This window comes from Spirosoma sp. KUDC1026 (assembly GCF_013375035.1).
GTDB lineage: Bacteria > Bacteroidota > Bacteroidia > Cytophagales > Spirosomataceae > Spirosoma.
The window spans coordinates 4,620,129-4,644,582 of record NZ_CP056032.1; the positions used below are offsets into that span (position 1 = coordinate 4,620,129).

A 24,454-nucleotide genomic window follows, 5' to 3' on the forward strand; every position below is an offset into this window, starting at 1 on the left:
TGAAATACCTCCTGCACGCGGTATAACCACTCGCCCGGCTGACTTCTAATCGTACCTGAGTGGAATTGAAATTATTTTACGGCTCAGAAAACACGCAGTTTCTTAATCTTCTAATCGTACCTGAGTGGAATTGAAATACTTGTACCCACCCCAGATAAAATCATTCGGGGACGCTTCTAATCGTACCTGAGTGGAATTGAAATATCGTGGGGCGGCATAGCCAGCGATAGAAATGAAACTTCTAATCGCACCTGAGTGGAATTGAAATTTTGAGCCGGTCACGTCTTCGCCCTCCTCAACTTTGCTTCTAATCGTACCTGAGTGGAATTGAAATTTCGGACTCATTGCGGCAGCAGTGGCCGTGGCGGCCTTCTAATCGTACCTGAGTGGAATTGAAATCTGTCAGGCTGCTGCGGGGCGTTACCATGTTCAGACTTCTAATCTTACCTGAGTGGAACGGAAAGAATCGTGGAGATAGGCACCTGGGGTACGGCCGTATAATTCACCCTAGATTGCTTACCAGACTACTGCGTATTAGTTCGGAATGGGGATTAGTAGAAATACGGAGGGAAGACTGCAGATTTTTTAAAACTCAATGGCTGTTTGCCGGTTAACTAGATATTCATACCTAACCCGCTGATCTATACTGACTTTTTTGCCAGAAAGAGCTGATCTGGCTGCTATAACCTGTCCCACAAGAATACCGGTCATTCTCCAAATAAGTCAATTTAACTATTTTTTAGAAATTCTTGTTTAGCCAGCGTAAACCAAAAAAGAATTTCTGTCGTTACCCCATTAATGGCTTTTTAATGCCATTTTAATGTCCATCTCTTAACTACACTCATGGCAGAAAGTACCCACCTACAGCCACCTCCGACGCCCGTTCAGCGCCTGATACGACTGTTAGGCACTGAACAAAAGGACATTGGCTATATTCTTTTGTTTGCAACCATCACCGGTCTGATCAGTCTCACGCTTCCTTTAGGTGTGCAGGCCGTTTTTAACTTAGTTTCCAGCGGACTGCTATTCAGTTCGGTCTACGTAATGATTGGCCTGGTAATCATTGGAGTTATTGTCTCCGGGCTACTCAATATTGTCCAAATTACACTGGTCGAAATTATTCAGCAACGAATCTTTGCCAAGACGGCGTTCGAATACACGTATCGGCTGCCCCGTATCAAACCCGAAGCGATGGATGGTCATTACCCGCCTGAACTGATGAACCGCTTTTTCGACGTCTTGACGCTTCAGAAAGGTATGTCGAAGCTTCTGATTGACCTACCGACGGCAGTTATGCAGATTCTGTTTGGTATCATTTTGTTGTCGTTCTACCACCCGGTTTTTCTGGGGTTTGGCCTGTTTACACTCATTGTAATTTATTTGGTTACCCGCCTGTTTGGCCCGGAAGGGCTGCGAACCAGCATCAAGGAATCGAGCGACAAGTACAAAGTGGTGGCCTGGCTGGAGCAATATGCCCTGAAAGTATCGGAACAACGGGCAGCTGCCCGGGATGGATTGCAGGAGCCGGGTGCTGATTCCGATAAGAGTATGAGCCCAATCGATCAGATCGACAAAAAATTGGTCAGCTACATCACCGACCGGAATGACCACTTCAGTATTCTGAAGCGATTTTATTACACCTCCGTTGGTTTCAGTACGCTGATTACCGGAGGATTACTGATCATTGGCACGACATTGGTTGTTGGACGGCAATTGGCACTGGGACAGTTCGTGGCCTCAGAGCTGGTTATTGTCCTGATTGCTGCCGCCGTTAACAAGCTCATTTCCAGCATCGACACAGTGTTTGACATGCTGACCGGCGTGGAAAAAATTGCCGCCGTAACTGACCTACCGATCGACACCGAAGATACCGACGACGTAATTCATGCTTAACTTATCAAACCAACGTATTGATGAGCGGATGTTCGAAGAGTATCCGCTCAAAACCTTACAGGAACTCCCACAGCCCCGTAGTAAACGTCGACTGGGTCGATGGATGATTTTTTTTCTGATTCTTGGCCTGATTGTTTTACTCTTGCCCTGGCGACAAAACATCACGGGAACAGGTAGCATAACGGCGCTAACCCCCCAGGATCGACCCCAAACGCTCCAGAACGCTATAGCTGGCCGGATTGAACGCTGGTCGGTTCGGGAAGGACAGTATGTGCAGAAGGGCGATACCCTGCTCGTTATCTCCGAGATCAAGGACGAATATTTCGATCCGAATCTCCCTCAGCGACTCAACGAGCAGCTGGCTGCGAAGCAGGGGTCCCGGTTGGCCAACGAGGCAAAGGTTGAGGCCTTGGACGGTCAAATCTCTGCCCTGGGTTCCGGTGTCAAGGTCGATCTCGCTACCGCCCGGAACAAGGTGCGTCAGAATCGGCTGCAGGTTGGCATCGACAGTGCCGATCTGATTGCTATCCGCCGGAACTACCAGATTGCAGTTGCGCGGCTGGAGCGTTACGAGAAAGGCTTTCAGGATGGGCTGTTCTCCCTCACGGATCTGGAAACTCGTCGGATTAACCTGCAGCAAGATTATGCGAAAGTAGTCATGCAGGAAAACGAGCTGAACGTAGCCCGGCAGTCGCTGGCAAATGCTGAACTGAATTTGCAGCTCATTCAGGCAAAGTACCAGCAGGATATTGCCAAAGCGATGTCCGACCGGAGCTCAGCCATTTCGAGCCAGGCCAGCGCGGAGAACGAAATTGCTCAGATGAAGAACAAGATCAGCAATGTCGACGTCCGGCGGGGGTATTACGTTATCCGGGCTCCGCAGAGCGGCTATGTCGTTCGGGCGTTGAAAACCGGGATTGGCGAAACCATTAAGGAAGGCGAGTCGATCGCCACGCTCCAGCCAGCCAATCCAAACCTGGCGGTTGAACTCTACGTGCGGGCGATGGACGTGCCCCTAATTCAGCGTGGTCGACTCGTTCGACTTCAATTTGATGGCTGGCCCGCGATCCAGTTTTCGGGATGGCCGGCCGTGGCAGTCGGTACGTTTGCGGGCCGGGTTGTCGTTATCGATGCCGTCAGCAGCGAGAATGGCAAGTACCGGTTACTGGTAAAACCGGATGTCATGCCGGGCGATCAGCCCTGGCCCGAGCAGTTGCGGGTTGGCTCTGGCGTGGCAGGCTGGGTTATGCTCGACGATGTACCCATCTGGTACGAAATCTGGCGGCAGCTCAATGGCTTCCCCCCAAGTTTGCGCAGTGAACCTGAGAAAACGGAGAAGCTATGAGGATAAGCGTTTCATTACTCTGGGTCTGGGGCATGCTGCTGTGGGCTGGATCGGCATTGGCGCAACGTATCCCCCCGGTTCCTGCTATTGCTCCGAGACCCTTGCCAATCTACGCTGATAGTCTGTCCAGAGATGCTATTAACCGTACAGGAACATCGCGGGGGGTAATGTCGTCGACCGTAGTAAGTCCGGGCAGCCCGCTCGACTCGGCATCAATTTTCTCAGCCGACGAGTTTTACCAGGCCGTCCTGGAGCACAATCCGATTGTCCGGCAGGCAGCCTTGCTTCCCGCCGAAGCGCAGGCCGAAGTGCAACAGGCGCGGGGCGCGTTCGACCCGAAACTCTATTCGGACTACCACCGGAAGAACTTCGGCAATACGTTGTATTACGATAAATGGGAGTCGGGGCTGAAAGTGCCCGTATGGCCCGGCGGGCTCGACGTTAAGCTGGGTTACGACCGAAACCGGGGCGAGTACCTTAACCCTGAGAACGTCGTGCCCCCAACGGGGCTTGTTGCCTTGGGCGTCAGCGTTCCTCTTACGCAGGGGCTGCTGATCGATTCCCGGCGTAATACGTTACGTCAGGCGCAGCTGGCGATTAATCTGGCCGATGCCGATCGGCTGAAGCTGATCAACAAAACGATTTATGATGCAGCCAAATCGTACTGGGACTGGTACCTGGCATATCAGCAATTTCGATGGACCGATCAGGGATTACAGCTGGCTCAAACCCGTTTTCAGGCGGTTAGACGCCGGGCGTTGATTGGCGATGCCGCTCCGATTGATACGACAGAAGCGTTGATTACGGTTCAGGACCGCCGGGTCCAAATTCAGGACGCAGCCGTTAACTTACAGAATGCCCGGCTTAGTCTGACGGCTTTCCTGTGGAGCAGCCGGGATGGTGCGATACCCCAGCCGATCGATCTGCCCCTGACGGTTATTCCGCAGACGGCTCCGCCCAACCTGACCAATCAGGTTCAGCTGGACGAACTGATTACCCGGGCGTCGCAACAACATCCGGAACTGATAAAATTGGCGACCAAACAGCAACAGTTGACAATTGAGGAACGCTATCGGCGCGCTTTGCTGCTTCCAAAAGTTGCCTTCGAAGCTAGTTTATTGAGTCGTGGCCCTCTTTCGGAAGCGAATTACGACGGGGCTAACTATTACAGTTTCCAGCCTAGCAACCACAAGATTGGCGTCGACTTCGCTTTTCCGCTGTTTCTGCGTACCGAACGGGGCAAGCTCCGGCAGGTACAGCTCAAAAACCAGCAGACAGGTCTGGAGCGGCAGCAAACCGGCCGGGACATTGTGAATGAGGTACAACGTGCCTGGAACGAACTGGCAACGCTGGAGCAGCAGATTGCCACCCAACAGCAAACGGCAGCCAATCAGCAGGTGCTCGTTCGCGCCGAAGCCGAAAAGTTTTCGCTGGGCGAAAGTTCGTTATTCCTACTGAACAGTCGGGAGTCCAAGTTAATTGATTATCAGGTCAAGCTGGAAGAGTTACGTGCCAAGCACCAGAAAGCGCTGGCAAACCTGTGGTACGCAGCCGGTGCCAACGTAGGTACGCGGTAACCAGCCCGGAAACGACGCAGATTAAACCAGCCGTCTGTACGGCAACGAACACTATTCCGACTGACACTCATTTCCGCAGCCATTCCTTGGAGGCTTGGCTTGTGTTATTGAGGATCAGTTAGGGTGCTGTTGACATGGTCCGGATATGTGGATCACGGAAAACAGGAAGGTCAGGTGGTGCCAAATTAGGCTGTATAATAAACGTAACGTAGTGCTTCATGACGGAGAAAGACAAAATGCTGGCGGGTGAGCTCTACATCGCCCTCGATCCACAATTAACCGAAGAACGCACCCAGGCCCGGCTACTGATTCAGGAATTAAACAACGGCCGGGAAGATCAGCCGGAACAACGCGCCCAGCTGCTGAAAAAATTGATCCCGAAGGCAGGATCGGGATTGTGGTTGCAGCCCCCCTTCTACTGTGACTACGGCTATAATATCATCACCGGCGAGAACGTATTTTTCAATTTTAACTGCGTCGTGCTGGACGTAACGACCGTCACCATCGGCGACCGGACGCTGTTCGGACCGAATGTACAGGTCTACACGGCTACCCATCCCATCGACCATCAGGTCCGGGCATCGGGAGTCGAATATGCTAAACCGATTATCATCGGCAGCGATGTCTGGGTGGGCGGTAGTGCCGTTATCTGTCCAGGCGTCAGCATCGGTGATCGGACCATCATTGGCGCAGGCAGCGTCGTTACCCGCGACATTCCGGCCGACGTATTTGCCGCCGGAAACCCCTGCCGAGTTGTTCGGCACCTTTTCGAAGACGATAAAGAATAAATACAGCAGGGCCGCCGATGCCCATCGGCGGCCCTGCTATCAGCTTCTCATTTACTAATCCGACCTGGCTCCCGTACGTTAGTGCCGCTTCGTTGCTGAATATCATCTCCCAAATCAGCGCGGGCAGCTTCACCCAGCTTTTCCAGTTTGGCCACAATTTCCGGATGCTGCGTCAGCACGTTATACCGCTCACCTGGGTCGCGCCGAAGGTCGTAAAGTGCCTGAGGGAATTCGTGGGTTTCAGTGAGCGGACCGGGTTTTCCGTTCTGACCGGGTAGAAATCCTTCGTACGTCCGGCCAGGGTGCGTAAACACCAGTTTCCAGTTGCCCTGCCGAACGGCTTCCAGGCTATTTTTCCGGTAGTAATAGTAAAAATGATCACGGGGCGTTACGGAGTCATCGCCTTTCAGTAATGATACCCAGTCCACACCGTCGATCCGGTTTTTCGGCAGTTGGGCACCGCAAATTTTGGCTACTGTTGGCAGTACGTCCATTGTCGTTAGAAGCTTGTTGCTCACCCGGCCAGCCGGCACAACGCCCGGCCAGCGCACCAGACACGGCACCCGGTGCCCCCCCTCAAATGAGGTACCTTTCCCCTCCCGGAAGCCACCCGTCGAGCCGGCATGGTCGCCGTAATTCAGCCAGGGGCCGTTGTCGCTGATGAAGATGACCAGCGTGTTTTTATCCAGCCCCTGCTGTTTCAGTTCATTCATAATCTGCCCCACCGACCAGTCAAGTTCGGTCAGTACGTCGCCGAAAATTCCCCGCTGCGTTTTCCCTTTAAACTTAGGCGAAACCGCCAGGGGGACGTGGGGCAATGGATGCGGCACGTACAGAAAAAACGGCGACTTTTTATGACGCTTGATAAACGAAACGGCTTTTTCGGTAACGGTTGATGTGATCTGGCTGGCATCGTCCAGGTTCTTAATTTCCTGTTTTTGCTCGTTTCCTTCAATCCATTTCAGCGGTGGATACGTTCCCGTAGGATGCAGCGGCCACATGTCGTGTGAGTAGGGAACGCCGTAGTATTCGTCGAAACCCTGTTGCAGGGGAAGAAACGGCTTCTGATCGCCAAGATGCCATTTGCCGAAAATACCGGTAGCATACCCCTTTGCCTTCAGCAATTCGGCCAGCGTTTCTTCATTCGGGTTCAGCCCAACAGGTGAGTTAGGTCCAAAGGCCCCCGAAATGCCCAGCCGGTTGGGATAGCAGCCCGTCATCAGCGCGGCCCGCGACGCACTACAAACGGCCTGAGCCGCCAGGAAGTTGGTAAAGCGGGTCCCTTCGGCAGCCATGCGGTCCAGGTTGGGCGTTGTGTAATCCAGCGCTCCGGTACTCGACAGGTCGCCATAACCCATGTCGTCCATAAAGAACAGCACGACGTTCGGTGTTGTCGGCGCGGGGGCTGGTTTTTCAATCCAGCCGCTGCCTACGAAGCCAATACTACCTAATACGCTGCTGATGGCAATCAACTGGAATAACCGTTTGGGGGTACTACGCATATAAAAATGGTTGATTTGGAATCACTGACAATTAATTATACACCGGCCGGCTCCCCATACCCTACTTCGTGATGGATAATTTAGGGTTGACAATTTCCCAGTCCCGGATGTGCGACGGTACGTGTTCACGGGTTATAATGGCGTCGAACTGTTGGGTTAATTCCGGATGCTGCCTGGCTACATCCGTTTTCTCGGCCACATCCCGGCTTAGATCATACAGTTGCCAGGGGGCCTGTTTGTTCTTTCGCAGGTCGGTTTTCACCGCTTTCCAGTTACCCATCCGAACGGCAATCTGTCCGCCCTTTTCGGGGAACTCCCAGTAAATGTACGAGTGCTGTTTCTGTTTGGCGGTTTGTCCCAGCAGGGTCGGCAGAAACGATAGACCGTCTGTGGCCAATGAGGCTGTATAACCGATCAGCTCAGCCAGCGTAGCCATCAGGTCAAACTGCACGGATACATGGTCGGTTACCTGCCCCGCTTTAATCCGGCCGGGCCATCGGGCCAGCATGGGTTCGCGGATGCCGCCTTCGTACACGTCCTGCTTCAAGCCCCGCAGACCGCCGACGCTGTTGAAATACGGCGCGTTGATGTTGCCCGATTCAAAGGTTGTCCCGTTATCGCTCGAAAACATGACCAGCGTATTGTCGTCCAATTTCAGCTCTTTCAAAAGCTGCATCAGAGCCCCAACCTGCCGGTCCATGTGTGTAATCATTCCCGCATACGTAGCGCGCGGATACAACGCCGACGCATAGCCGTTCTGCCCGTAGTAGGGCTTCTCAGGGTTTCCATTGTCACCAAATTTACCGATGTATTCGTTCACAGCCGACTCCGGTGCCTGGAGTGAATGGTGCGGAGCGGTAAACGCCAGGTACAGAAAAAAGGGCTGGTTTTTGTGCTGACGGACAAACGCCTGCGCCTTTTCGCTTTGTTTATCCAGCGCGTAGTCCTTCCCCCGGAAATACGCAAAGTCTTCGGGTGTTGCCGTTGCCGGATTTAGTGGTTTGTGAACCGTAATAACCGGGTTATTCAGCGGCACCGATTTTCCGTTTTCCCAGAGGTGAGTCGGGTAATGATTATGCGCCTGTTTCTGATCGAGGTAACCGTAAAAATAATCGAAGCCCTGCTCGTTTGGGTTGCCGGTATTATACGCCATACCCAGCCCCCATTTGCCAATGCAGGCTGTTTTGTAACCCGACTGCTGGAGCATCCGACCAATCGTGAACGCAGCTGGGTAAAGCGGCATCTGTCCGCCCTCCAGCGAGTCGGGGAAGTCGCCCAGCTCGTAGTTACCCCGGATGTAAGAATGACCAGCGTGTTTACCCGTCAGGAGCATACACCGGGCGGGAGCGCAGACCGGCGCACTGCTATAATGCTGCGTGAAGCGCATCCCCTCGCGAGCAATTTGGTCCAGATTCGGCGTCCGAATTTTCTGCTGACCATAACAACCCAGCTCCCCGTAGCCCAGATCATCGGCATAGATATAGATGATATTGGGGCGAGCCGGCGCCGTTTGGCGAGGCACGGAGCCGGTCAGGAAACTTCCCGCAATCGCCAGAAACGCAATAGTGACAACAAAGGACTTCATGCTAAATAAACTCACCAGCTTCATGAATTTACTGCACTACCAACCGGCAGTCTGCGTGAGTGATGGCGTCAGGTACAACTCGCGCTGCGGAACGGGCCAAAGGTAATGACGACTTTTATCAAAAACTCGATTAACGGCCACGACCTGTACGGTGGCTAAAGCACCATTATCCGCTTTGTACGTAATGCCGTATACAGGGCCGGGCAGTACGGTCTCCGCCGTTTTCCTCCGGCGAATATCAAACAGGCGCACGCCTTCGAACGCTAACTCGACAGTCCGTTCCCGACGCACAATCGCCCGCAGCTCCGCCTGCGTAGCCGTGCTGCTGATGGCCGGCTGTTTTACGTCGGCCCGGCTGTTTCGTACCAGGTTGATCGCGCTGATTACGCTGGCGTCCAGCTGATTCAACTCAATCTTGGCTTCAGCGTAGGTCAACAAAATCTCGGCGTAGCGGAGCAGAATAATGTTGATGCCGCCATTAACCGGGTTGGCATAATCCTCTGCGTTGACGTATTTCTTGATGTTGAAACCCGTCGTGGAAGCAATGTACGTATTGCCCACCGCATCGGCCGTACCGCTATTTGGCGCGGGCTGGAACGTAGCACCGCTGGGCAATGGATCACCCGCCAGAAAAACGGAATAGTTAAGCCGGGGGTCACGATTCTGGTACGGATTGGCCGGATCGTAGCTGCTCGTTGGATCAGTGATTACTTTCCCCGTCGTCGTCTCGTACATATCGACCAGTGCCTTTGTCGGGACGTACGTGCTGGTCGCATTTTTCTGGCTGTAGGGAGCCAGCAGGTTGAATACGTTGATTGGGTACGTGTCTTTAACAAACTGCCGGTCCAGCAGCACTTCTTTGTTGTTCTCGGCGGCCGTCGTGAATAGCTTTTCGTAGGATTCATACAGGCCGTACACCCCCAGTTTCATCACCTGGTCGGCGGCTTCGGCAGCCTGTTGATAGCGCCCCGCAAACAGATTGGATCGTGCTCGTAAGCCCAGAGCAGCCCCTTTTGTTACGCGGCCTTTATCAGCAGCCGCGTAGGTCAGCGGCAGTAAACCAGCGGCTTCCGTTAATTCCTTGTCCACAAAGTCCCAAACCTGGGCAACCGGCGTACGGGTCAGCGTCCGGCTTTCGTCCAGCGAAATGGGCGCGGTCAGTAACGGTACATCGCCGAACAAAGCCGCCAGTTTCAGGTATTGATATGCCCGCAGCGCTCTTGCCTCCCCTTTGAACTGACTGATGAGCGCCGTGTTCGTTGAGGCCACCTTATCGACATTTTGCAGAAAATAATTGCAGGCCCGAACACCCCGGTACGCTTTTATCCACTCGTTCAGCACCTTTGAACTGGTGGCATCGTACTGCCCCATTTCGATGTAGGCCTGCACGTCAAATGGCTGGTTGGTGTGGGCAATGTCCGTCAGGGCATCCCAGCTGATAATGTTCGTACTATCGAGGTCGGTGTAGAGGGAATTGACGGCCAGCCGGGCGTCGTTCTCCGTTCGCCAGAAAACGCTTTCCGACAAGCGGTCGTTGGGAACTGTGTCCAGCAACTCCCGGTCGCAGGAGATTAGCGTTAGACCGGAGAGCATCAGAAAAGAAGAAAGTAGAAAATACGGTATTCGTTTCATGAGCTTGTAGCAGAAAAGAGGGTCCGATTAGAACTGTAGGTTAAGGCCCAGGGTGTAGAGCGACGTTTGCGGGTAGTACACCGCCCGGCCCGATTCAACTTCCGGGTCCAGATTCCACTCGTTCAATTTAGAGAGGGTAAATATGTTGGTGGCCGATACGTAGACGCGCGCCCGGCCCGCCCGTATTTTGTTGGCAATGGTTGCCGGAATCACGTACGCCAGTTGAATGTTTTTGAGCCGCACATACGACCCATCGATCACCAGCCGGTCGGAGGTCGCTACGTTCCGCAGGTCGAACTTCAGCGGTCGGGGGAAACGGGCGTCGGTGTGCTCAGGCGTCCAGTAATTGTTCGTGTAGATCGAGTGCGTAAAGCCTTCCTGGTTTCCCATTTCGGCCAGCGCCCCGGCCAGTCGTGTGCTCACTTTGGCCGCCCCCTGGACTAATAGATTCAGCTCGAAATTCCGGAACGTAAAATTCGAAGTAAGTCCGAACGAGTAGCGGGGAAACGAATTGCCAATGTTGGTCATGTCATTGGCGTCAATCTTGCCGTCGCCATTCAGGTCGACGTATTTCACATCACCCGGTTTCGTATTGGCCGCGTAGGTCGCTTTGTAGGCATTAATTTCTTCCTGCGTCTGGAACAGACCATCTGTTTTATACCCCCATAACGTATTGATGGGCAGGCCAACAGCGATGATGTAACGGGGATTAATGTCGGTTCCTGAGATATACGGCCCGGTCCCTTTCAGGTCCACGACTTTGTTATCGTTGATACTGAAGTTGGCGCCCAGGTTGTACTGGAAACCCGACGAACTCTTGGCACCCCGGTAGTTCAGGCTAAACTCCCAGCCTTTATTTTCCACCGATCCGGCGTTCTGGGGCGGGGCGGTCAACCCGATGGTGGCCGGAATATCCAGATTCAGCAGGATGTCGTTGGTTAGCTTTCGATAGTAGTCCACCGTCAGGTTCATACGCCCACGCAGGAAGGACGCGTCCAGCCCAAGATCGAGTTGGGTGGTCGACTCCCAGCCCAGATTAGTGTTCGCCAGCGATGTCTGCCGATAGCCCTGCACCGACGCGCCATTAAAATTATAACCGCCAGCCGTAAGGGCCGCGTAATAACTGTACAGATCGACCGACTGATTCCCCGTCCGTCCCCAGGAGCCGCGCAGTTTCAGGTCGTTCACGGTCGATCGTAAACCTTGACAGAAATCTTCTTTCGCAATGCGCCAGCCAGCCGAGAACGACGGGAAGAAACTGTACTGTTTCTGCCCCGTAAATTTGGACGACCCATCGTAACGACCGTTTACTTCAACCAAGTATTTCCCGTCATAATCGTAGTTGATCCGACCAAAATAAGACCGTAGTCCGTAGACAGCATCGTTGCCGGTGTTGCTTTTGGTTCCGTCGTTTGCCCCTTGCCCGATCGATTGAATGTCGTTGCTGTAAAACCGTTCACGATAGGCGCTCAAAAACGTCTGGGTGTTACCAATCTGCGAGTACCCCAGCAAGCCTTTGACTCCATGACTGCCCCAACTCCGGTCGTAGGTAAGCAGATTGATCAGCGTGTATTCCCGCAGCGAGTTCCGTACTTCGGTCAGGGAATTATTGGTGATGGTTTTGGTGATATTCGTATTCTTATCGACGTTGGTGTAGGCGTTCGTGTAATTTTTCTCCGCCGTGAAATACCCACGCCCCGCCAGTTGCGTCGAGAATGTCAGGCCATCCAGGATTTCCCAGTCTCCTTTGACGTACCCAACCAGAAAGTCATTATACCGTTTCGAGTCGCCCCCAATTTCCGCGAACATCAACGGATTGTTTCCCTGCGTACTCAGTCCGTACGTACCGTCGGCGTATTTGGGGACGGCCCAGAGTGAGCCGTGGAAAAAGCGGTCAATTACGTCCGCCGTGGGTGTCTGCGAGTAATTATACCGGTAGTTGAGGTCACCGCTGAGCCGGATTTTGGGAGAAATGGTATAATCTGCGTTCAGGCGTACTTCACCAATTTTGCTGGCGTAGTGCGTAATGATCCCATCCTGGTCCTGATAGCGCAGGCTCAGCCGGGTACGTAACGTTTCGTTCCCCCCCGCTACAGATAGGGTATGATTCTGCTGGGGAGCCGGGTGCAGCATGGTTTGAAACCAGGTGTTGGGCAGTGGGTATTTCTCCCGATCGGTCGCATTGACGTACGCCTGAATTGACTGTTCCGTAAAGCGGGCAGGCAGGGCCGAACCGGCGTTGGTATATGCGACTACCTGCATCCGCATGTAATCTTCCAGACCCATATTGCGGGGTGTATTGATCGAGTTCTGGATGGCGTAATACCCGTGATAGTCGACCTGTACTTTTCCGCCTTTTGCGCGCTTGGTCGTCACCAGCACGACGCCATTGGTCGCCCTTGATCCGTAAATAGCCGTCGAGGAAGCATCTTTCAGGATAGAGATCGACTCAATATCATCCGGATTAATATCGGCCAGCCGCTGCTCAATCCCATCGACAATCACCAAGGCTTCGTTCTTGCTCAGATCGTAACCGCTGGTGCTGCTGCTATTGATGTTGAACGTAGTGATGCCCCGCACCCGAATAGTTGAGTTGGAACGCCCTGGTGCGCCACCCCGGTCCAGGACCGTAACGCCGGGTAGCTGCCCCTGCAACGACTGCTGAATGTTGGAAACCGGCCGCCGGGCGATCTCTTCCCCGCCAATCTGCGCAACCGAATTGGTCAGGGCGTTTCGTTTCTGGGTACCATAACCCACGACAACCACCTCATCGAGCTGCTTATTATCGGAGGCTAACGTTACATCGAGCACACTACGGTTATTGACAGGCACCTCCTGCGTGGTGAACCCAATACCCGAAAATACCAGCACCGCATCGGTGGGTGCGTCGATCGTGAACTTCCCGTCGGCGTCTGTGCTGGTTCCTTTCGTGGTGCTTTTGATGACTACATTGATGCCCGGTAGTACTTCGCCCGTGGGACTTTTGACCGTACCGGTGATGGGTACCAACGCGTCCAGCGCAGTTCTTGGAAGGGCCGTGACGCTAAATCCAGTACCAAGCAGTACCAGCAGAAAGATTCCTACGTAAGAGGATCTTCGTAAAGAATTGATCATAAGGAAACGATTGGATTAGAGACTCATTATCACCCATACGTATCGACTAGAGAGGCTTTATTTCTGCGTCGGTGCGTAGCCTGCTGGTAAAAGCAACTCATCTACTCTTGTTAGTAGATGGGCAAAGTTTAGTAATCAAATCTCCTTTTCCAAGAAAAAGTCAAACTTTTGATTATCAACTAATTACCTAATATCCTATAGAGATATACGGTTATTAACCGTACTATTTTGGCCCTAAGTCGGTTACTGCAAACTTCTTCCTATGCGTACGTATCAGCTGGCTTTTCTCAGGTGTGGAGTTGCAGCGAACTTTGTTTTATAGCCACAAACCTGTTACTTCACTCACTCCCCAATCCAACTCTATCACGCATGAAACACCTGAATACCTACTCAGCCTTGTTGCTGCTAACTGCGCTTTGCCTTTCTCGTTATGTCCAGGCGCAAACCGACGTTCTTAAACAGCTCGAGGCCATTGCCGTCATCGAGCAGAAAGTGATGATGCCCATGCGTGATGGCGTCCGCCTGGCCACCGATGTTTTCCGCCCCAAAGGCGATGGACGCTACCCGATTATCTTTTCCAAAACCCCTTACAACTTCAACAGCTGGGGCGACGGCGAACTCCGGCAGAACTCCTACCAGGTGGCCCTCGACGCGGTTAAGCGTGGATACGCGTACGTCGTACAGAACGAACGGGGTAAGTTTTTTTCCGAAGGCAACTGGGATATTCTCGGCCCGCCAACCACCGACGCCTACGACGCGTTTACGTGGATGACCAAACAACCGTGGTCCAACGGAAAAATTGGTCTGTACGGCTGCTCCTCAACCGCCGAATGGCAGATGGCAGCTGCATCGCTGGGGCATCCGGCGCTGGCCGCGATGGTACCCCAAGGCTTCGGTGCGGGCGTCGGCAAGGTAGGGCCATTTATGGAACAGGGAAACTGGTACCGGGGCGGGGCGCAGCAAATGCTCTTCACAACCTGGCTCTATGGCACCCAGGTCGATCAACTGGCGAGGCCGCTGTTTCCAAAAACAGCCACCAGCGAAGACCTGACCCGCGTCTCCCGCTTTTATGACCTGGCCCCCGAAATGCCTAAGGTCGACTGGGCGCAGGGCCTGAAACACCTGCCGGTACAGGACATTATCAAAAACGTAAACGGCGCGAAGGGTATCTACGAGAAAATGATCGTTCGGAAGCCCAACGACCCGGACTGGTACAAAGGCGGTCTGTACCACGAAAATATGCCCTTCAACGTGCCCAGCTACTGGTTTGTGTCCTGGTACGACGTATCAACGGGTCCCAACCTGGCTCTTTTTAATCACGTTCGAAAAAATGCAACCGATCCGAAGGTGCGCGACAGTCAGTATCTGGTCATTGCCCCTACGCTGCACTGCGCCTATAGACGGGCTACGGAAAATACGATTGTGGGCGAACGTAGCGTGGGCGACGCCCGGCTGGATTACGACACGATGATCTACGGCTGGTTCGACCACTGGCTGAAAGACGACAAGAGCGACCTCTCGAAAATGCCCCGTGTGAAATACTATACGATGGGGGCCAATAAATGGCAGACGTCGGACACCTGGCCCCCGGCGAACATAAACATGACCACGTATTACCTGACGAGCAACGGCCGGGCAAACAGCCTGTACGGTGACGGAACACTGACACCGGCCGCACCGCCCAAAACCAGTCCTGCCGATGCATTTGCGTATGATCCCATGTATCCGGTTCCCTCCTACGGCGGTAATGTCTGCTGCGCGGGCAACTCGGTGCAGGGCGGCTCGTTCGATCAGCACCAGATGGAAACGCGGCAGGATATTCTGGTGTACACCACCGAACCTTTCGCCAATGGTGTTGAGCTGACGGGCTCAATCGAATCGACGCTTTACGTTGGTTCTGACGCGAAAGATACCGATTTCACGGTCAAACTGATTGATGTGTATCCCGACGGTAAAGCCTATAATCTGGACGAAACCATCCTGCGCGCCCGCTATCGGGAGGGTTTCGATAAAGAGGTCTGGCTGGAAAAAGGCAAGGTGTACAAACTCGACCTGAGCCCGATGACGACCAGTAATTTCTTCGCACCGGGTCACCGCATCCGGATTGAAGTGTCGAGCAGTAATTTCCCCCGCTTTGATCGAAACATGAACACGGGGGGCAACAACGTTACCGAAACGAAAAGCGTGGTAGCTCACAACCAGATTTTCCACTCGGCTCAATATCCATCACAGGTACGCCTGCCGATCGTAAGAAACTAATTACTCTCGTATAAATAAGGAAAAGCCGGTACTGCCTCATCTATAGAAACGAGGTAGTACCGACTTTTTCTTATTTGGCTAAAGAATTGATTGTCAATATTTTATTGACAAAAAGGAAACCTGTGTATCCACCAGGAGATCTCTTCTAATTTACTCATCCTTAAACTTAATTTATAAAAAGTCTAAATAAATAGTTTTTTCAATTTTACCTTTGCGCCCATCCTACACAAAAAAGAGGAGTAAGAACGATGAGAAAACTATATCCGCTAACAGTGCTGTTCTGCCTTTGCAGCAGCCTTTTATTTGCCCAGACGGGCAATATCCGCGGGAAAATCACGACGGCCGATGGCAATCCGGCCGAAGCCGTAAGTGTACGGCTGAAAAGCACGGGCTACGGTAACCTGACCAACGCACAGGGCAGCTACGAACTAAAGAACATCAAAGCAGGCAGTTACACAATCCGGATTTCACTGACCGGTCTGGAGACAAAAGAGCAAAACGTGGAAATTCGGGCTGGTGAAACCACCGAGGTACCAACGATCATGCTCAACGAGAGCGCCAACCAATTGCAGGAGGTTATGGTCCTGGCCGGACGGGGCAAGTACAACGATTCGAACCTGTCGAATACCCTGCGTCTGGCCGAACCCATCCAGGAAATTCCGCAGAACATTCAACTGGTGAGCAGCAAGGTGCTGTCGGATCAGCTGGTAACCAGCCTGAGCGACGGCGTAATTCGGAACGTCAGCGGGGCAACCCGGCTGGAACACTGGGGCGATATGTACGCCCGGATTAATGCCCGTGGGGGTCGGCTGTCGGCCTTTCGGAACGGCATGAACATTACGTCGACCTGGGGACCGCTGACCGAAGACGTGAGCTTTGTCGATCACATTGAGTTCGTGAAAGGTCCGGCCGGCTTTATGATGTCAAACGGCGATCCGACGGGCCTTTACAACGTCGTAACGAAGAAACCAACGGGTACTACCAAAGGCGAAGCCAGTCTGCTACTGGGCAGCTACGATTTCTACCGGGCTGCGGTGGACCTGGACGGGAAGCTGAGCGGAGATGGCAAACTGCTGTACCGTTTCAACCTGATGGGCCAAACCAAAAACTCCTTCCGTCCGAACGAGTACAACAACCGGTACAGCATTGCGCCCGTTATCAGCTACAAACTGAGCGAGCAGACAACGCTGACGGCGGAATATATTCTGCAGTACGCCCAGATGTCGAACGTAGGCAGCTATTATTCATTCAGTGCCCAGGGCTACGGCTCACTGCCCCGCGACTTCACGCTGGCCGAACGGGGTATGGAGCCAACTACGATCTACGATCATAACGTTACGCTCAACCTCCAGCATCAGATCAGCCCGAACTGGAAACTGACAGCGCAGGGCTCGTATTTTAACTACCAGCAGGTAGGCAGCTCAATGTGGGTCAACTCCGTTGAAACCAATGGCGATGCCGTCCGGTACGCGAGTATCTGGGATGCCTCGAACGTCTCGAAATTTGGTCAGGTGTACCTGAACGGCACCGCGCAGACGGGTGGTATTCAGCACCGTGTCCTGGTTGGTCTGGATCTGGGTTCGAAAGAGTACCTGGCTGATTTTAACCAGTCACGCAACCTCGATTCAACGGGCACGTTTAACATTTACCGGGCTAACCGGGGGGCTCCTTACTACGGTATCCCACACTTCGACCGGAGCCTGAGCTTGTACGAACGGGCTAATGTGAACGGTAATATTCTATCGCAGTCATATACCGGCATTTACATCCAGGATGAACTGGGTTTCTTCAACAACCGGCTGCGTCTGACGTTGGCTGGTCGTTACACTGACGTGCGCCAGAATTCGTACAACACCATCACGACCGGCAAGCGGTTTACGCCCCGTGTTGGCCTGAGTGCTTCGATCGATCCCCAAACGTCGGTCTATGCCCTGTACGATCAGTCGTTCGTTCCGCAGTCGGGTATCCGGCGGGATGGTGAAGAAGTTAAACCCGTTACGGGCAATAACATGGAGATCGGTCTGAAACGCGACTGGTTCGGTGGTCGCTGGAACACGACGCTGGCCCTGTACAGCATCCTCCAGAATAACCAGAATATAGCCGACCCCACCAACACAGCCTCCGAACAATACATCATTCAGTTTGGCCAGACCAAAACGCAGGGTATCGAATTTGACCTGCGGGGCGAAATCGTACCGGGTCTGAACCTGGTGGCCAACTACGCCTTCACGGATTCTAAAATTTCGCGCTCGGCCGTTGAATCAGAAGTGGGCAACAAAGTGCCGGGCTACGCCAAACACAACGCCAACGCCTGGCTGAGCTACCGCATTCAGGAAGGTGCGCTGCGCGGGGTGGGCGTATCGCTGGGCTTTACGTACCAGGGCGACCGTACGACCTGGGCCTGGACCGGCGCTTCGGGACAGCAGGCTTTGCCGGATTATTTCCGGCTGGATGGCGGCCTCTTCTGGCAGCGTGATCGGTTGCGGGTTACGGCCAATGTGTACAACATTGCCAATACCTATCTGTATTCAGGCGCTCCGTATCTCGGTTACTACTACTGGCAGTCGGAACCCGGCCGCAACTCGCGGATTGGTGTTAGCTACAGCTTTTAATTCCCGATTGCTGGTCTGAGCCGGTATCCATTACCAGTCAGCCCCTGGTTTCGCATTCAGCCGATGTGCCGAATACGAAACCAAGGGCTGACTTATTTTTCGGGGTAACGTGTTATATTTGATAAAACAGAGACGTAACTGATGGAACAGGAATTCCGTACGCTATACCCACCACGCCACCGTCAGTTCGACGACGATTTTTTCCTTGACCTCTGCCAGGCCAATGAAAACGCGCGGCTGGAACGTGACGCCAAAGGAAATATCATTTTTATGCCACCCACCGGATCAGAAACAGGACGTTATAATTTTGAGCTTGCAGTAGAAATTGGTTCCTGGAACCGTAGTAAAAAAGCAGGGATCGCCTTCGATTCTTCAACCGGCTTCAAGCTCCCCAACTCGGCGGTTCGTTCGCCAGATGTAGCCTGGGTGAGTAACGACCAATGGAGTCTCTTATCCGACGCAGACCGTCAGGGATTTGCGCCAATCTGCCCTGATTTCGTAGTTGAGATTCGCTCGCGAACCGACGATTTGAAAGACCTGAAAGATAAGATGGAAGAATACCGCGATAATGGCTGCCGGTTAGGCTGGCTGATTGACCGGGCAAACCAGCAGGTTTTTATTTACCGCGAAAACGGATCTATTGACATCAGGCAGGGTGAAACTGTAACGCTGTCGGGAGAAAACGTACTACCCGACTTCTCAATTTCACTCCAGCTATAAGCCAACACCCCTAAGCCGAACAAATCCAGAAAACGTACTGTTCTCTCTCTGTCCACCCCTACAAAACATTTACAGAATCGACAGCGGAGCTATTCGCTCAATCACTCATTCGAAATTCACTCATTGCTATATGAAAGGCTTTCAGTTTTCTAATTTTGTCCCCCCTGAGCAAAAGGGCGGCAGCAAGTTTGATCAACTGCTGAATATCTTTCAGCAACTGCTGCTGCTTACGTCCGGCGATGTCGAACAGGCCATGTCCTGGATGAGTCAGCTCGACCGGCAGTACAACCTGACCGATGATAAATACGGCATCGGCAACTTCTTCGATGACCTCAAAGAGAAAGGCTTCCTGACCGATGACAACGAAGAAGGCAAAATCGTGATGACGCCCAAAAGCGAGCAGACGATTCGCCGGTCGGCGCTAGAAGAGATTTTCGGCAAGCTCAAACGCTCCAAATCGGGCGGCAACCACCAGACGCCCTACACCGGTACCGGCGACGAGCTAAGCAGCGACTTACGGACGTATCAGTTCGGTGATACGCTGGAGCAGATCTCAATGACGGAATCCATCAAAAACGCCCAGATCAACAGTGGCGTGGAGGACTTCCGACTGATGGAACGCGACCTGGAAGTAACCGAGAAAGAGCAGAAAACGCAGACCTCGACCGTCCTGATGATCGACATCAGCCACTCGATGATCCTGTACGGCGAAGACCGGATTACGCCCGCTAAAAAAGTGGCGCTGGCTCTGACGGAGCTGATCAAATCGAAATACCCGAAGGACACGCTCGATATTGTCGTGTTCGGTAACGACGCCTGGCAGATTCAGGCAAAGGATCTTCCTTACCTGGAGGTGGGCCCGTATCACACCAATACCGTTGCCGGTCTGGAACTCGCAATGGATCTGTTACGTCGCCGGAAGAATAAGAACAAGCAGATCTTCATGATTACGGACGGGAAACCAACCTGCCTGAAGGAAGGGATCAAATACTACAAAAACTCATTCGGACTCGACCGGAAAGTGGTGAGCAAAACGCTGACGCTGGCGGCTCAGTGCCGTCGGCTGGAGATTCCAGTTACGACGTTTATGATTGCCTCGGACCCGTACCTCAAACAGTTCGTGCAGGAGTTTACGAAGGTGAACAACGGCCGGGCCTACTACAGCGGTCTGCAGGGACTAGGCAACATGATGTTCGAGGACTTCCAGCGCAACCGCCGGAAAAATATCAAGTAATGAATTGGTTACTCATTCGTAAAGTCGGGGCAGTTTTCCCGACTTTATTTTTTTGCCTGTTCATGGCTCTCCCCGCCCCCGGTCAGTCACTACCGGACTTACTCACAACCTATATTGAGAAACCTTTCAAATTCGCCCTGTGTCAGCATCGCGCGCAAATCCCTTAATAGCCAGCAGCCCGTTATGTTTAGTTACCAGTCCGCTTCACTTTTTTATCAGTATAAAATACAGTTTTAGTCTATAATTGTCCCCTAATAGCATTCCCCAAATCGATCAAATTGTTGGATAGGGAAATACATACTTGAAATGAACCTACGTAAAAATTTCGGGCTACTAATTCTTGGTATGTGTTTTCTGATAGCATGCGTTTTCTACTGGCGAAGTGAAACTGTTAGCCTTTCGTCAACCGTAAACTTGGGGCAATATTCAAATGAACAACTCTCGTATTTTTCGGATGTAGCTTTCGGGTATCCAGACAAGATCAAGAAATGGGACGAGAAAATAGCCGTCACGATTGTTGGCGCTTGTAGCGAAGCTGACAGGCTGGAAGTACAAACTATTGTGCGGGAAATAGCAGCCATAATAGGTAATGATAAAATAGAATTAGTATCAGACCAGGCTAATGTATTTGTCTATTTCCCGACTTTACAGCAGGATTTCGAAAGAGAAAAGCAGGGAACATTGGGTATCGATGTCAATGGATTTATGTATCCCACGTTTTCATTTTCAGATCGCCTAACTAAGGTTAAATTGTATGTAAGTCCAGCGTTAAAAGGAAGATACAGAGGCAGGGTTTTACGCCACGAATTCTGTCATGCGTTAGGTCTGTCGGGACATTCAAAAAAAGTATACAAGGAAGATCATCTGCTCGCAGTACGTTTTTATGGTAGTCTTGAAGAGGCAGAAGAAGTAGATTCAACCCCGGCAGTAATACCAGAGGCTGATATAAAGGCAATTAAATTGCTATACGACAACTCAATACCAAACGGATTAAAGAGGTCCACCTTCCTGCAACACCTGAAGAAGAGAAAAATCTTATGATAAATCGGCCCTGTCGAAAAGGCGCGGTGACGTTGCCATCGTTTACGCCCGGCAGCCGTTTCTGCTGTCAGCTTTCGTACAGGGAACTTCGACACCCGACGCCGAACGGATTATTAGCGAACTGGCGCTCATTTGCTATACTTATTTTTCCCGTCCATGACTACTTTCGCAGACCACGCCATTGCGTATTATAACTCGCTCGTGGCTCCTACTACACTACCGCCGGGCGTGGGCGTAATGAACCCCTACGAAACGCCTACCGTCCGGCAGATCGTCGACGCGTTTTATACGAGGTTTTACTCCGATACGAATCCGCGCGTTTTTGTGCTGGGAATCAACCCCGGTCGGTTCGGGGCGGGCGTTACGGGCATTTCGTTTACCACACCCCAGAACCTGCGTCGGTACTGTGGCATTGAGAATGACCTACGCGACACACCAGAGTTATCGAGCCGGTTTATTTACCAGACCATCGAAGCGCTGGGTGGTGCGCAGGAGTTTTACGGACGTTTTTTTCTGACATCACTCTTTCCACTGGCGCTGACGAAAGAGGGCCGCAACGGCGGACCGAAGAACTACAATTTCTACGATGACCGCTTAACAACCCAGACGCTCTGGCCAGCCATTACCGAAACCGTTCGGACACAGCTCACGTTTGGCGCCGATCGGCGGGTAGCGGTTTGCCTGGGCCGGAAGAATGAAACGTATTTAAAACGGCTCAACGACCAACAGGGCTTTTTCGGTCGAATCGTTACGCTCGATCATCCGCGGTATATTCTCCAGTACAAAAGCAAAGACGTACCGCTTTACCTCGAACGCTACATCCAGACATTGCACGATTGCCTGGAACAGGTATGAAAAATGACTTGCAGCCAAACGGCATGTTAGTCAGTATGATACCAGCTAGCGAACGAGTTTACGACCTGTTTTTCGTAGGTCAGATTCGATGTTGACAGAGAGAGTGCCCTACGCACTGTGCTTCTATTGAGTCACCGCACATTCATTCCGTTTTGGAAACAGGCACAAAAAAACCGGCTCAACTGGAGCCGGTTTTTTATCGAGCCAGGTTGATTAAACCCGCGTCAAAGTCATAGTTGCCGTTGTAGTTGCTTTGCTTCCATCTAATTTTTCGTATTCCTGCGGAGCCGACCAGGTCATAGTATTGCCATTAATTGTTACGTCATAGGTTACAGTAGTACCATCACCATTGGTAAGCGTTAGCTTATTACCATCCAGTACCCATTTAGATGAGTCATCAATCGGCACGGTATTATCGAGATCGTCTGTCGCATCCTGGCAGGCAGGCGGATTGTTGAGCGATGTAGAACCGTTACTATTGAATGTAAACACTAAACTATTCAGACAATCACCAGCTCCAAAGTCAAGCAGCCATTGATAATAGTCGCCAATTTCTCCAAAGATTCCCGTATCCAAAGCAGGGGAGAACTTTAGGCCGGTTAATTTCCAATTTCCTTCAACGGTGGCCGGGGTAACGTCGTCATTACCTTTTTTGCAGCTGCTAACAAATAACGGCATCGTCAAAAGAAGAACCCAAAGGGTCAAACGAGTGGTGGTGAATCTAATCATGGTGTATGTAAATTGATTAAAATGGCTTTAAAAGTAGCAAACACATGAAAACAATCAACTATGTAGTTACTAACTGGCCTTCATAATACACTGAACGAAGCGTCAAAAAGTAAAATCCAGAAAGAAAGCGCTTCTTTTGTTGTCCTAACCCTCATGTCTCATGGTTCGCATTCAGTTGCTCGTTATCTATCTGGTTTTCCTTGCCCTCACCTCCTCTGCTCAAACAACTTATCAGCCAGCCCCCGAAAACCTGGCGGCTCGTAAAGCTTTTCAGGACGATAAATTTGGGTTGTTCATTCACTGGGGAGTGTACAGTATTTTGGGCGACGGTGAATGGGCCATGAATAATCGTAGCATCCCCGTCAAGGATTATGAACGACTAGCAACGTTCTTCAACCCAACAGAATTTGACGCGAAAGCCTGGGTGTCGATGGCGAAGAACGCCGGGATGAAATACATCACCGTTACCAGCAAACACCACGATGGTTTTGCGATGTACGACTCTAAAGTTTCTGATTATGACATAATGGATCGTACACCGTATAAAAAAGACGTGTTGAAAGCGCTGGCCGACGAGTGCCGGGCGCAGGGCATCAAGTTGTTCTTTTATCACTCCCACCTCGACTGGCACCACCCGGATTATTACCCACGCGGGCGTACGGGTCAGAACCTGGGCCGGCCCGAATCCGGTACTTTTGAGAAGTACCTGACCTACATGGACACGCAGTTAACCGAGCTGCTGACCAACTACGGCCCAATTGGCGGCATCTGGTTTGACGGCTGGTGGGATCAGACTTCGAAAGCGAACGGCGAATTGATCAAACCCAACATCGACTGGCACCTCGACCGGACATACAGTCTGATTCATAAACTACAGCCAGCCGCGCTGATTGGCAATAATCACCACGTAACGCCCCTGCCCGGCGAAGACTTTCAGATGTTCGAGAAAGACCTTCCCGGCGCGAAAACAACCGGTTTCAATGTCGAGCAGACCATTAGCCAGTTACCCCTCGAAACCTGCGAAACAATGAACGGGAACTGGGGCTTCAACATCAAAGATTCCCGCTATAAAAGCGCGAAGGAATTGATTCGTTATCTGGTAAAAGCCGCGGGCAACAACGCGAACTTCCTCCTGAACGTCGGCCCCATGCCGAACGGGAAAATCCAGCCTGAGTTCGTTACTACCCTGGCCGAGATGGGGCAGTGGATGCAGCAGAACGGCGAAACGGTTTACGGTACCCGCGGTGGCCCGATCAGCGCCCACGACTGGGGCGTTACGACAGCTAAAGGAAACAAAGTCTATGTCCACATCATAGACTGGCCCGACCGTCAGCTTAGCCTACCTGCCCTGTCCGGCAAAATCCGCTCGGCCAAACTCTTCTCCGACAAAAGTCCGGTGAAAATCAGCCAGTCGCCGGAGGGCGTTATCCTGACGCTGGCCGGTGCCCCATCTCCCGACGCCATCGATACAATTATTGAACTGGAGATGGCTGGGGAGACTGTGAAGAAATAGAAATTAAGGTCTCTTTTTGGACCGAAATAGTTTCATTTCCTGAACAGGTGCATAT

16 protein-coding genes and 1 CRISPR repeat array (1 of these 17 running past the window's edge) are annotated in these 24,454 nt (G+C 52.2%); of the genes, 11 read left to right on the forward strand and 5 right to left on the reverse strand.

Translation table 11 applies throughout. The annotated features are described in order from the left end of the window. A CRISPR array of direct repeats spans nucleotides 1-464; the repeat unit is 30 nt; unit sequence CTTCTAATCGTACCTGAGTGGAATTGAAAT; it begins 3,704 nt to the left of the window's first position. A 379-nt stretch (nucleotides 465-843) separates the two neighbouring features. From HU175_RS19435 to HU175_RS19450, 4 genes are all read left to right on the forward strand, one after another. Continuing rightward, the gene (locus HU175_RS19435; RefSeq protein ID WP_176568160.1) at nucleotides 844-1,893 is read left to right on the forward strand and encodes an ABC transporter ATP-binding protein; all 1,050 of its coding nucleotides are present in this window, start codon (nucleotides 844-846) and stop codon (nucleotides 1,891-1,893) included. Then, nucleotides 1,886-3,238 (forward strand): HlyD family secretion protein, encoded by a 1,353-nt coding sequence (locus HU175_RS19440; RefSeq protein WP_176568161.1) that lies wholly within the window; start codon nucleotides 1,886-1,888, stop codon nucleotides 3,236-3,238. The genes HU175_RS19435 and HU175_RS19440 overlap by 8 nt, the downstream gene beginning before the upstream one ends. Beyond that, nucleotides 3,235-4,815, forward strand: coding sequence for a TolC family protein (locus HU175_RS19445; RefSeq protein ID WP_228724215.1), 1,581 nt, complete (start codon nucleotides 3,235-3,237; stop codon nucleotides 4,813-4,815). Before HU175_RS19440 ends, HU175_RS19445 begins: the two co-directional genes overlap by 4 nt. 218 nt (nucleotides 4,816-5,033) lie before the next feature. Continuing rightward, nucleotides 5,034-5,603 (forward strand): sugar O-acetyltransferase, encoded by a 570-nt coding sequence (locus tag HU175_RS19450; RefSeq protein ID WP_176568162.1) that lies wholly within the window; start codon nucleotides 5,034-5,036, stop codon nucleotides 5,601-5,603. 47 nt (nucleotides 5,604-5,650) lie between these two features. On the opposite strand, the gene HU175_RS19455 is transcribed toward HU175_RS19450, so the two are convergent. The 4 genes from HU175_RS19455 to HU175_RS19470 all read right to left on the reverse strand — a co-directional run bounded on the left by HU175_RS19455 (nucleotide 5,651) and on the right by HU175_RS19470 (nucleotide 13,436). After that, on the reverse strand, nucleotides 5,651-7,105 hold the full coding sequence (locus HU175_RS19455; RefSeq protein ID WP_176568163.1) for a sulfatase: 1,455 nt from the start codon (nucleotides 7,103-7,105) through the stop codon (nucleotides 5,651-5,653). A gap of 61 nt (nucleotides 7,106-7,166) precedes the next feature. Next, nucleotides 7,167-8,690 (reverse strand): arylsulfatase, encoded by a 1,524-nt coding sequence (locus HU175_RS19460; protein WP_228724216.1) that lies wholly within the window; start codon nucleotides 8,688-8,690, stop codon nucleotides 7,167-7,169. 36 nt (nucleotides 8,691-8,726) lie between these two features. After that, a complete protein-coding gene (locus HU175_RS19465; protein WP_176568165.1) occupies nucleotides 8,727-10,322 on the reverse strand; it encodes a RagB/SusD family nutrient uptake outer membrane protein in 1,596 nt (531 codons plus the stop codon). Nucleotides 10,323-10,349: 27 nt separating this feature from the next. Next, nucleotides 10,350-13,436 carry a SusC/RagA family TonB-linked outer membrane protein gene (locus tag HU175_RS19470; RefSeq protein ID WP_176568166.1) on the reverse strand — a complete coding sequence of 1,029 codons (3,087 nt, stop codon included), beginning with the start codon at nucleotides 13,434-13,436 and terminating at the stop codon, nucleotides 10,350-10,352. 369 nt (nucleotides 13,437-13,805) lie between these two features. Between HU175_RS19470 and HU175_RS19475 the strand changes: the two genes are divergently transcribed. The 6 genes from HU175_RS19475 to HU175_RS19500 all read left to right on the forward strand — a co-directional run bounded on the left by HU175_RS19475 (nucleotide 13,806) and on the right by HU175_RS19500 (nucleotide 22,157). Beyond that, on the forward strand, nucleotides 13,806-15,695 hold the full coding sequence (locus HU175_RS19475; protein WP_176568167.1) for a CocE/NonD family hydrolase: 1,890 nt from the start codon (nucleotides 13,806-13,808) through the stop codon (nucleotides 15,693-15,695). Nucleotides 15,696-15,943: 248 nt separating this feature from the next. Beyond that, on the forward strand, nucleotides 15,944-18,307 hold the full coding sequence (locus HU175_RS19480) for a TonB-dependent receptor (protein ID WP_176568168.1): 2,364 nt from the start codon (nucleotides 15,944-15,946) through the stop codon (nucleotides 18,305-18,307). 141 nt (nucleotides 18,308-18,448) lie between these two features. Further along, complete coding sequence (locus HU175_RS19485) at nucleotides 18,449-19,027, forward strand: Uma2 family endonuclease (protein WP_176568169.1); 579 nt, start codon at nucleotides 18,449-18,451, stop codon at nucleotides 19,025-19,027. 130 nt (nucleotides 19,028-19,157) lie between these two features. Then, the gene (locus HU175_RS19490) at nucleotides 19,158-20,261 is read left to right on the forward strand and encodes a vWA domain-containing protein (RefSeq protein ID WP_176568170.1); all 1,104 of its coding nucleotides are present in this window, start codon (nucleotides 19,158-19,160) and stop codon (nucleotides 20,259-20,261) included. Nucleotides 20,262-20,675: 414 nt separating this feature from the next. Then, nucleotides 20,676-21,302: a hypothetical protein gene (locus tag HU175_RS19495; protein ID WP_176568171.1), complete on the forward strand. Its 627-nt coding sequence runs from the start codon at nucleotides 20,676-20,678 to the stop codon at nucleotides 21,300-21,302. A 156-nt stretch (nucleotides 21,303-21,458) separates the two neighbouring features. Further along, complete coding sequence (locus HU175_RS19500; RefSeq protein ID WP_176568172.1) at nucleotides 21,459-22,157, forward strand: uracil-DNA glycosylase family protein; 699 nt, start codon at nucleotides 21,459-21,461, stop codon at nucleotides 22,155-22,157. 213 nt (nucleotides 22,158-22,370) lie between these two features. Here the strand turns inward: HU175_RS19500 and HU175_RS19505 are convergent, their stop codons facing one another. Continuing rightward, on the reverse strand, nucleotides 22,371-22,886 hold the full coding sequence (locus tag HU175_RS19505) for a lipocalin family protein (RefSeq protein WP_176568173.1): 516 nt from the start codon (nucleotides 22,884-22,886) through the stop codon (nucleotides 22,371-22,373). 160 nt (nucleotides 22,887-23,046) lie between these two features. Between HU175_RS19505 and HU175_RS19510 the strand changes: the two genes are divergently transcribed. Then, the gene (locus HU175_RS19510) at nucleotides 23,047-24,399 is read left to right on the forward strand and encodes an alpha-L-fucosidase (RefSeq protein WP_176568174.1); all 1,353 of its coding nucleotides are present in this window, start codon (nucleotides 23,047-23,049) and stop codon (nucleotides 24,397-24,399) included. The last annotated feature ends 55 nt before the right edge of the window (nucleotides 24,400-24,454 follow it).

Coding starts and splice junctions, on each gene's coding strand:
- HU175_RS19435 (WP_176568160.1), top strand. CDS start 844: ATGGCAGAAAGTACCCACCTACAGCCACCTCCGACGCCCGTTCAGCGC.
- HU175_RS19440 (WP_176568161.1), top strand. CDS start 1,886: ATGCTTAACTTATCAAACCAACGTATTGATGAGCGGATGTTCGAAGAG.
- HU175_RS19445 (WP_228724215.1), top strand. CDS start 3,235: ATGAGGATAAGCGTTTCATTACTCTGGGTCTGGGGCATGCTGCTGTGG.
- HU175_RS19450 (WP_176568162.1), top strand. CDS start 5,034: ATGACGGAGAAAGACAAAATGCTGGCGGGTGAGCTCTACATCGCCCTC.
- HU175_RS19455 (WP_176568163.1), bottom strand. CDS start 7,105: ATGCGTAGTACCCCCAAACGGTTATTCCAGTTGATTGCCATCAGCAGC.
- HU175_RS19460 (WP_228724216.1), bottom strand. CDS start 8,690: ATGAAGTCCTTTGTTGTCACTATTGCGTTTCTGGCGATTGCGGGAAGT.
- HU175_RS19465 (WP_176568165.1), bottom strand. CDS start 10,322: ATGAAACGAATACCGTATTTTCTACTTTCTTCTTTTCTGATGCTCTCC.
- HU175_RS19470 (WP_176568166.1), bottom strand. CDS start 13,436: ATGATCAATTCTTTACGAAGATCCTCTTACGTAGGAATCTTTCTGCTG.
- HU175_RS19475 (WP_176568167.1), top strand. CDS start 13,806: ATGAAACACCTGAATACCTACTCAGCCTTGTTGCTGCTAACTGCGCTT.
- HU175_RS19480 (WP_176568168.1), top strand. CDS start 15,944: ATGAGAAAACTATATCCGCTAACAGTGCTGTTCTGCCTTTGCAGCAGC.
- HU175_RS19485 (WP_176568169.1), top strand. CDS start 18,449: ATGGAACAGGAATTCCGTACGCTATACCCACCACGCCACCGTCAGTTC.
- HU175_RS19490 (WP_176568170.1), top strand. CDS start 19,158: ATGAAAGGCTTTCAGTTTTCTAATTTTGTCCCCCCTGAGCAAAAGGGC.
- HU175_RS19500 (WP_176568172.1), top strand. CDS start 21,459: ATGACTACTTTCGCAGACCACGCCATTGCGTATTATAACTCGCTCGTG.
- HU175_RS19505 (WP_176568173.1), bottom strand. CDS start 22,886: ATGATTAGATTCACCACCACTCGTTTGACCCTTTGGGTTCTTCTTTTG.
- HU175_RS19510 (WP_176568174.1), top strand. CDS start 23,047: ATGGTTCGCATTCAGTTGCTCGTTATCTATCTGGTTTTCCTTGCCCTC.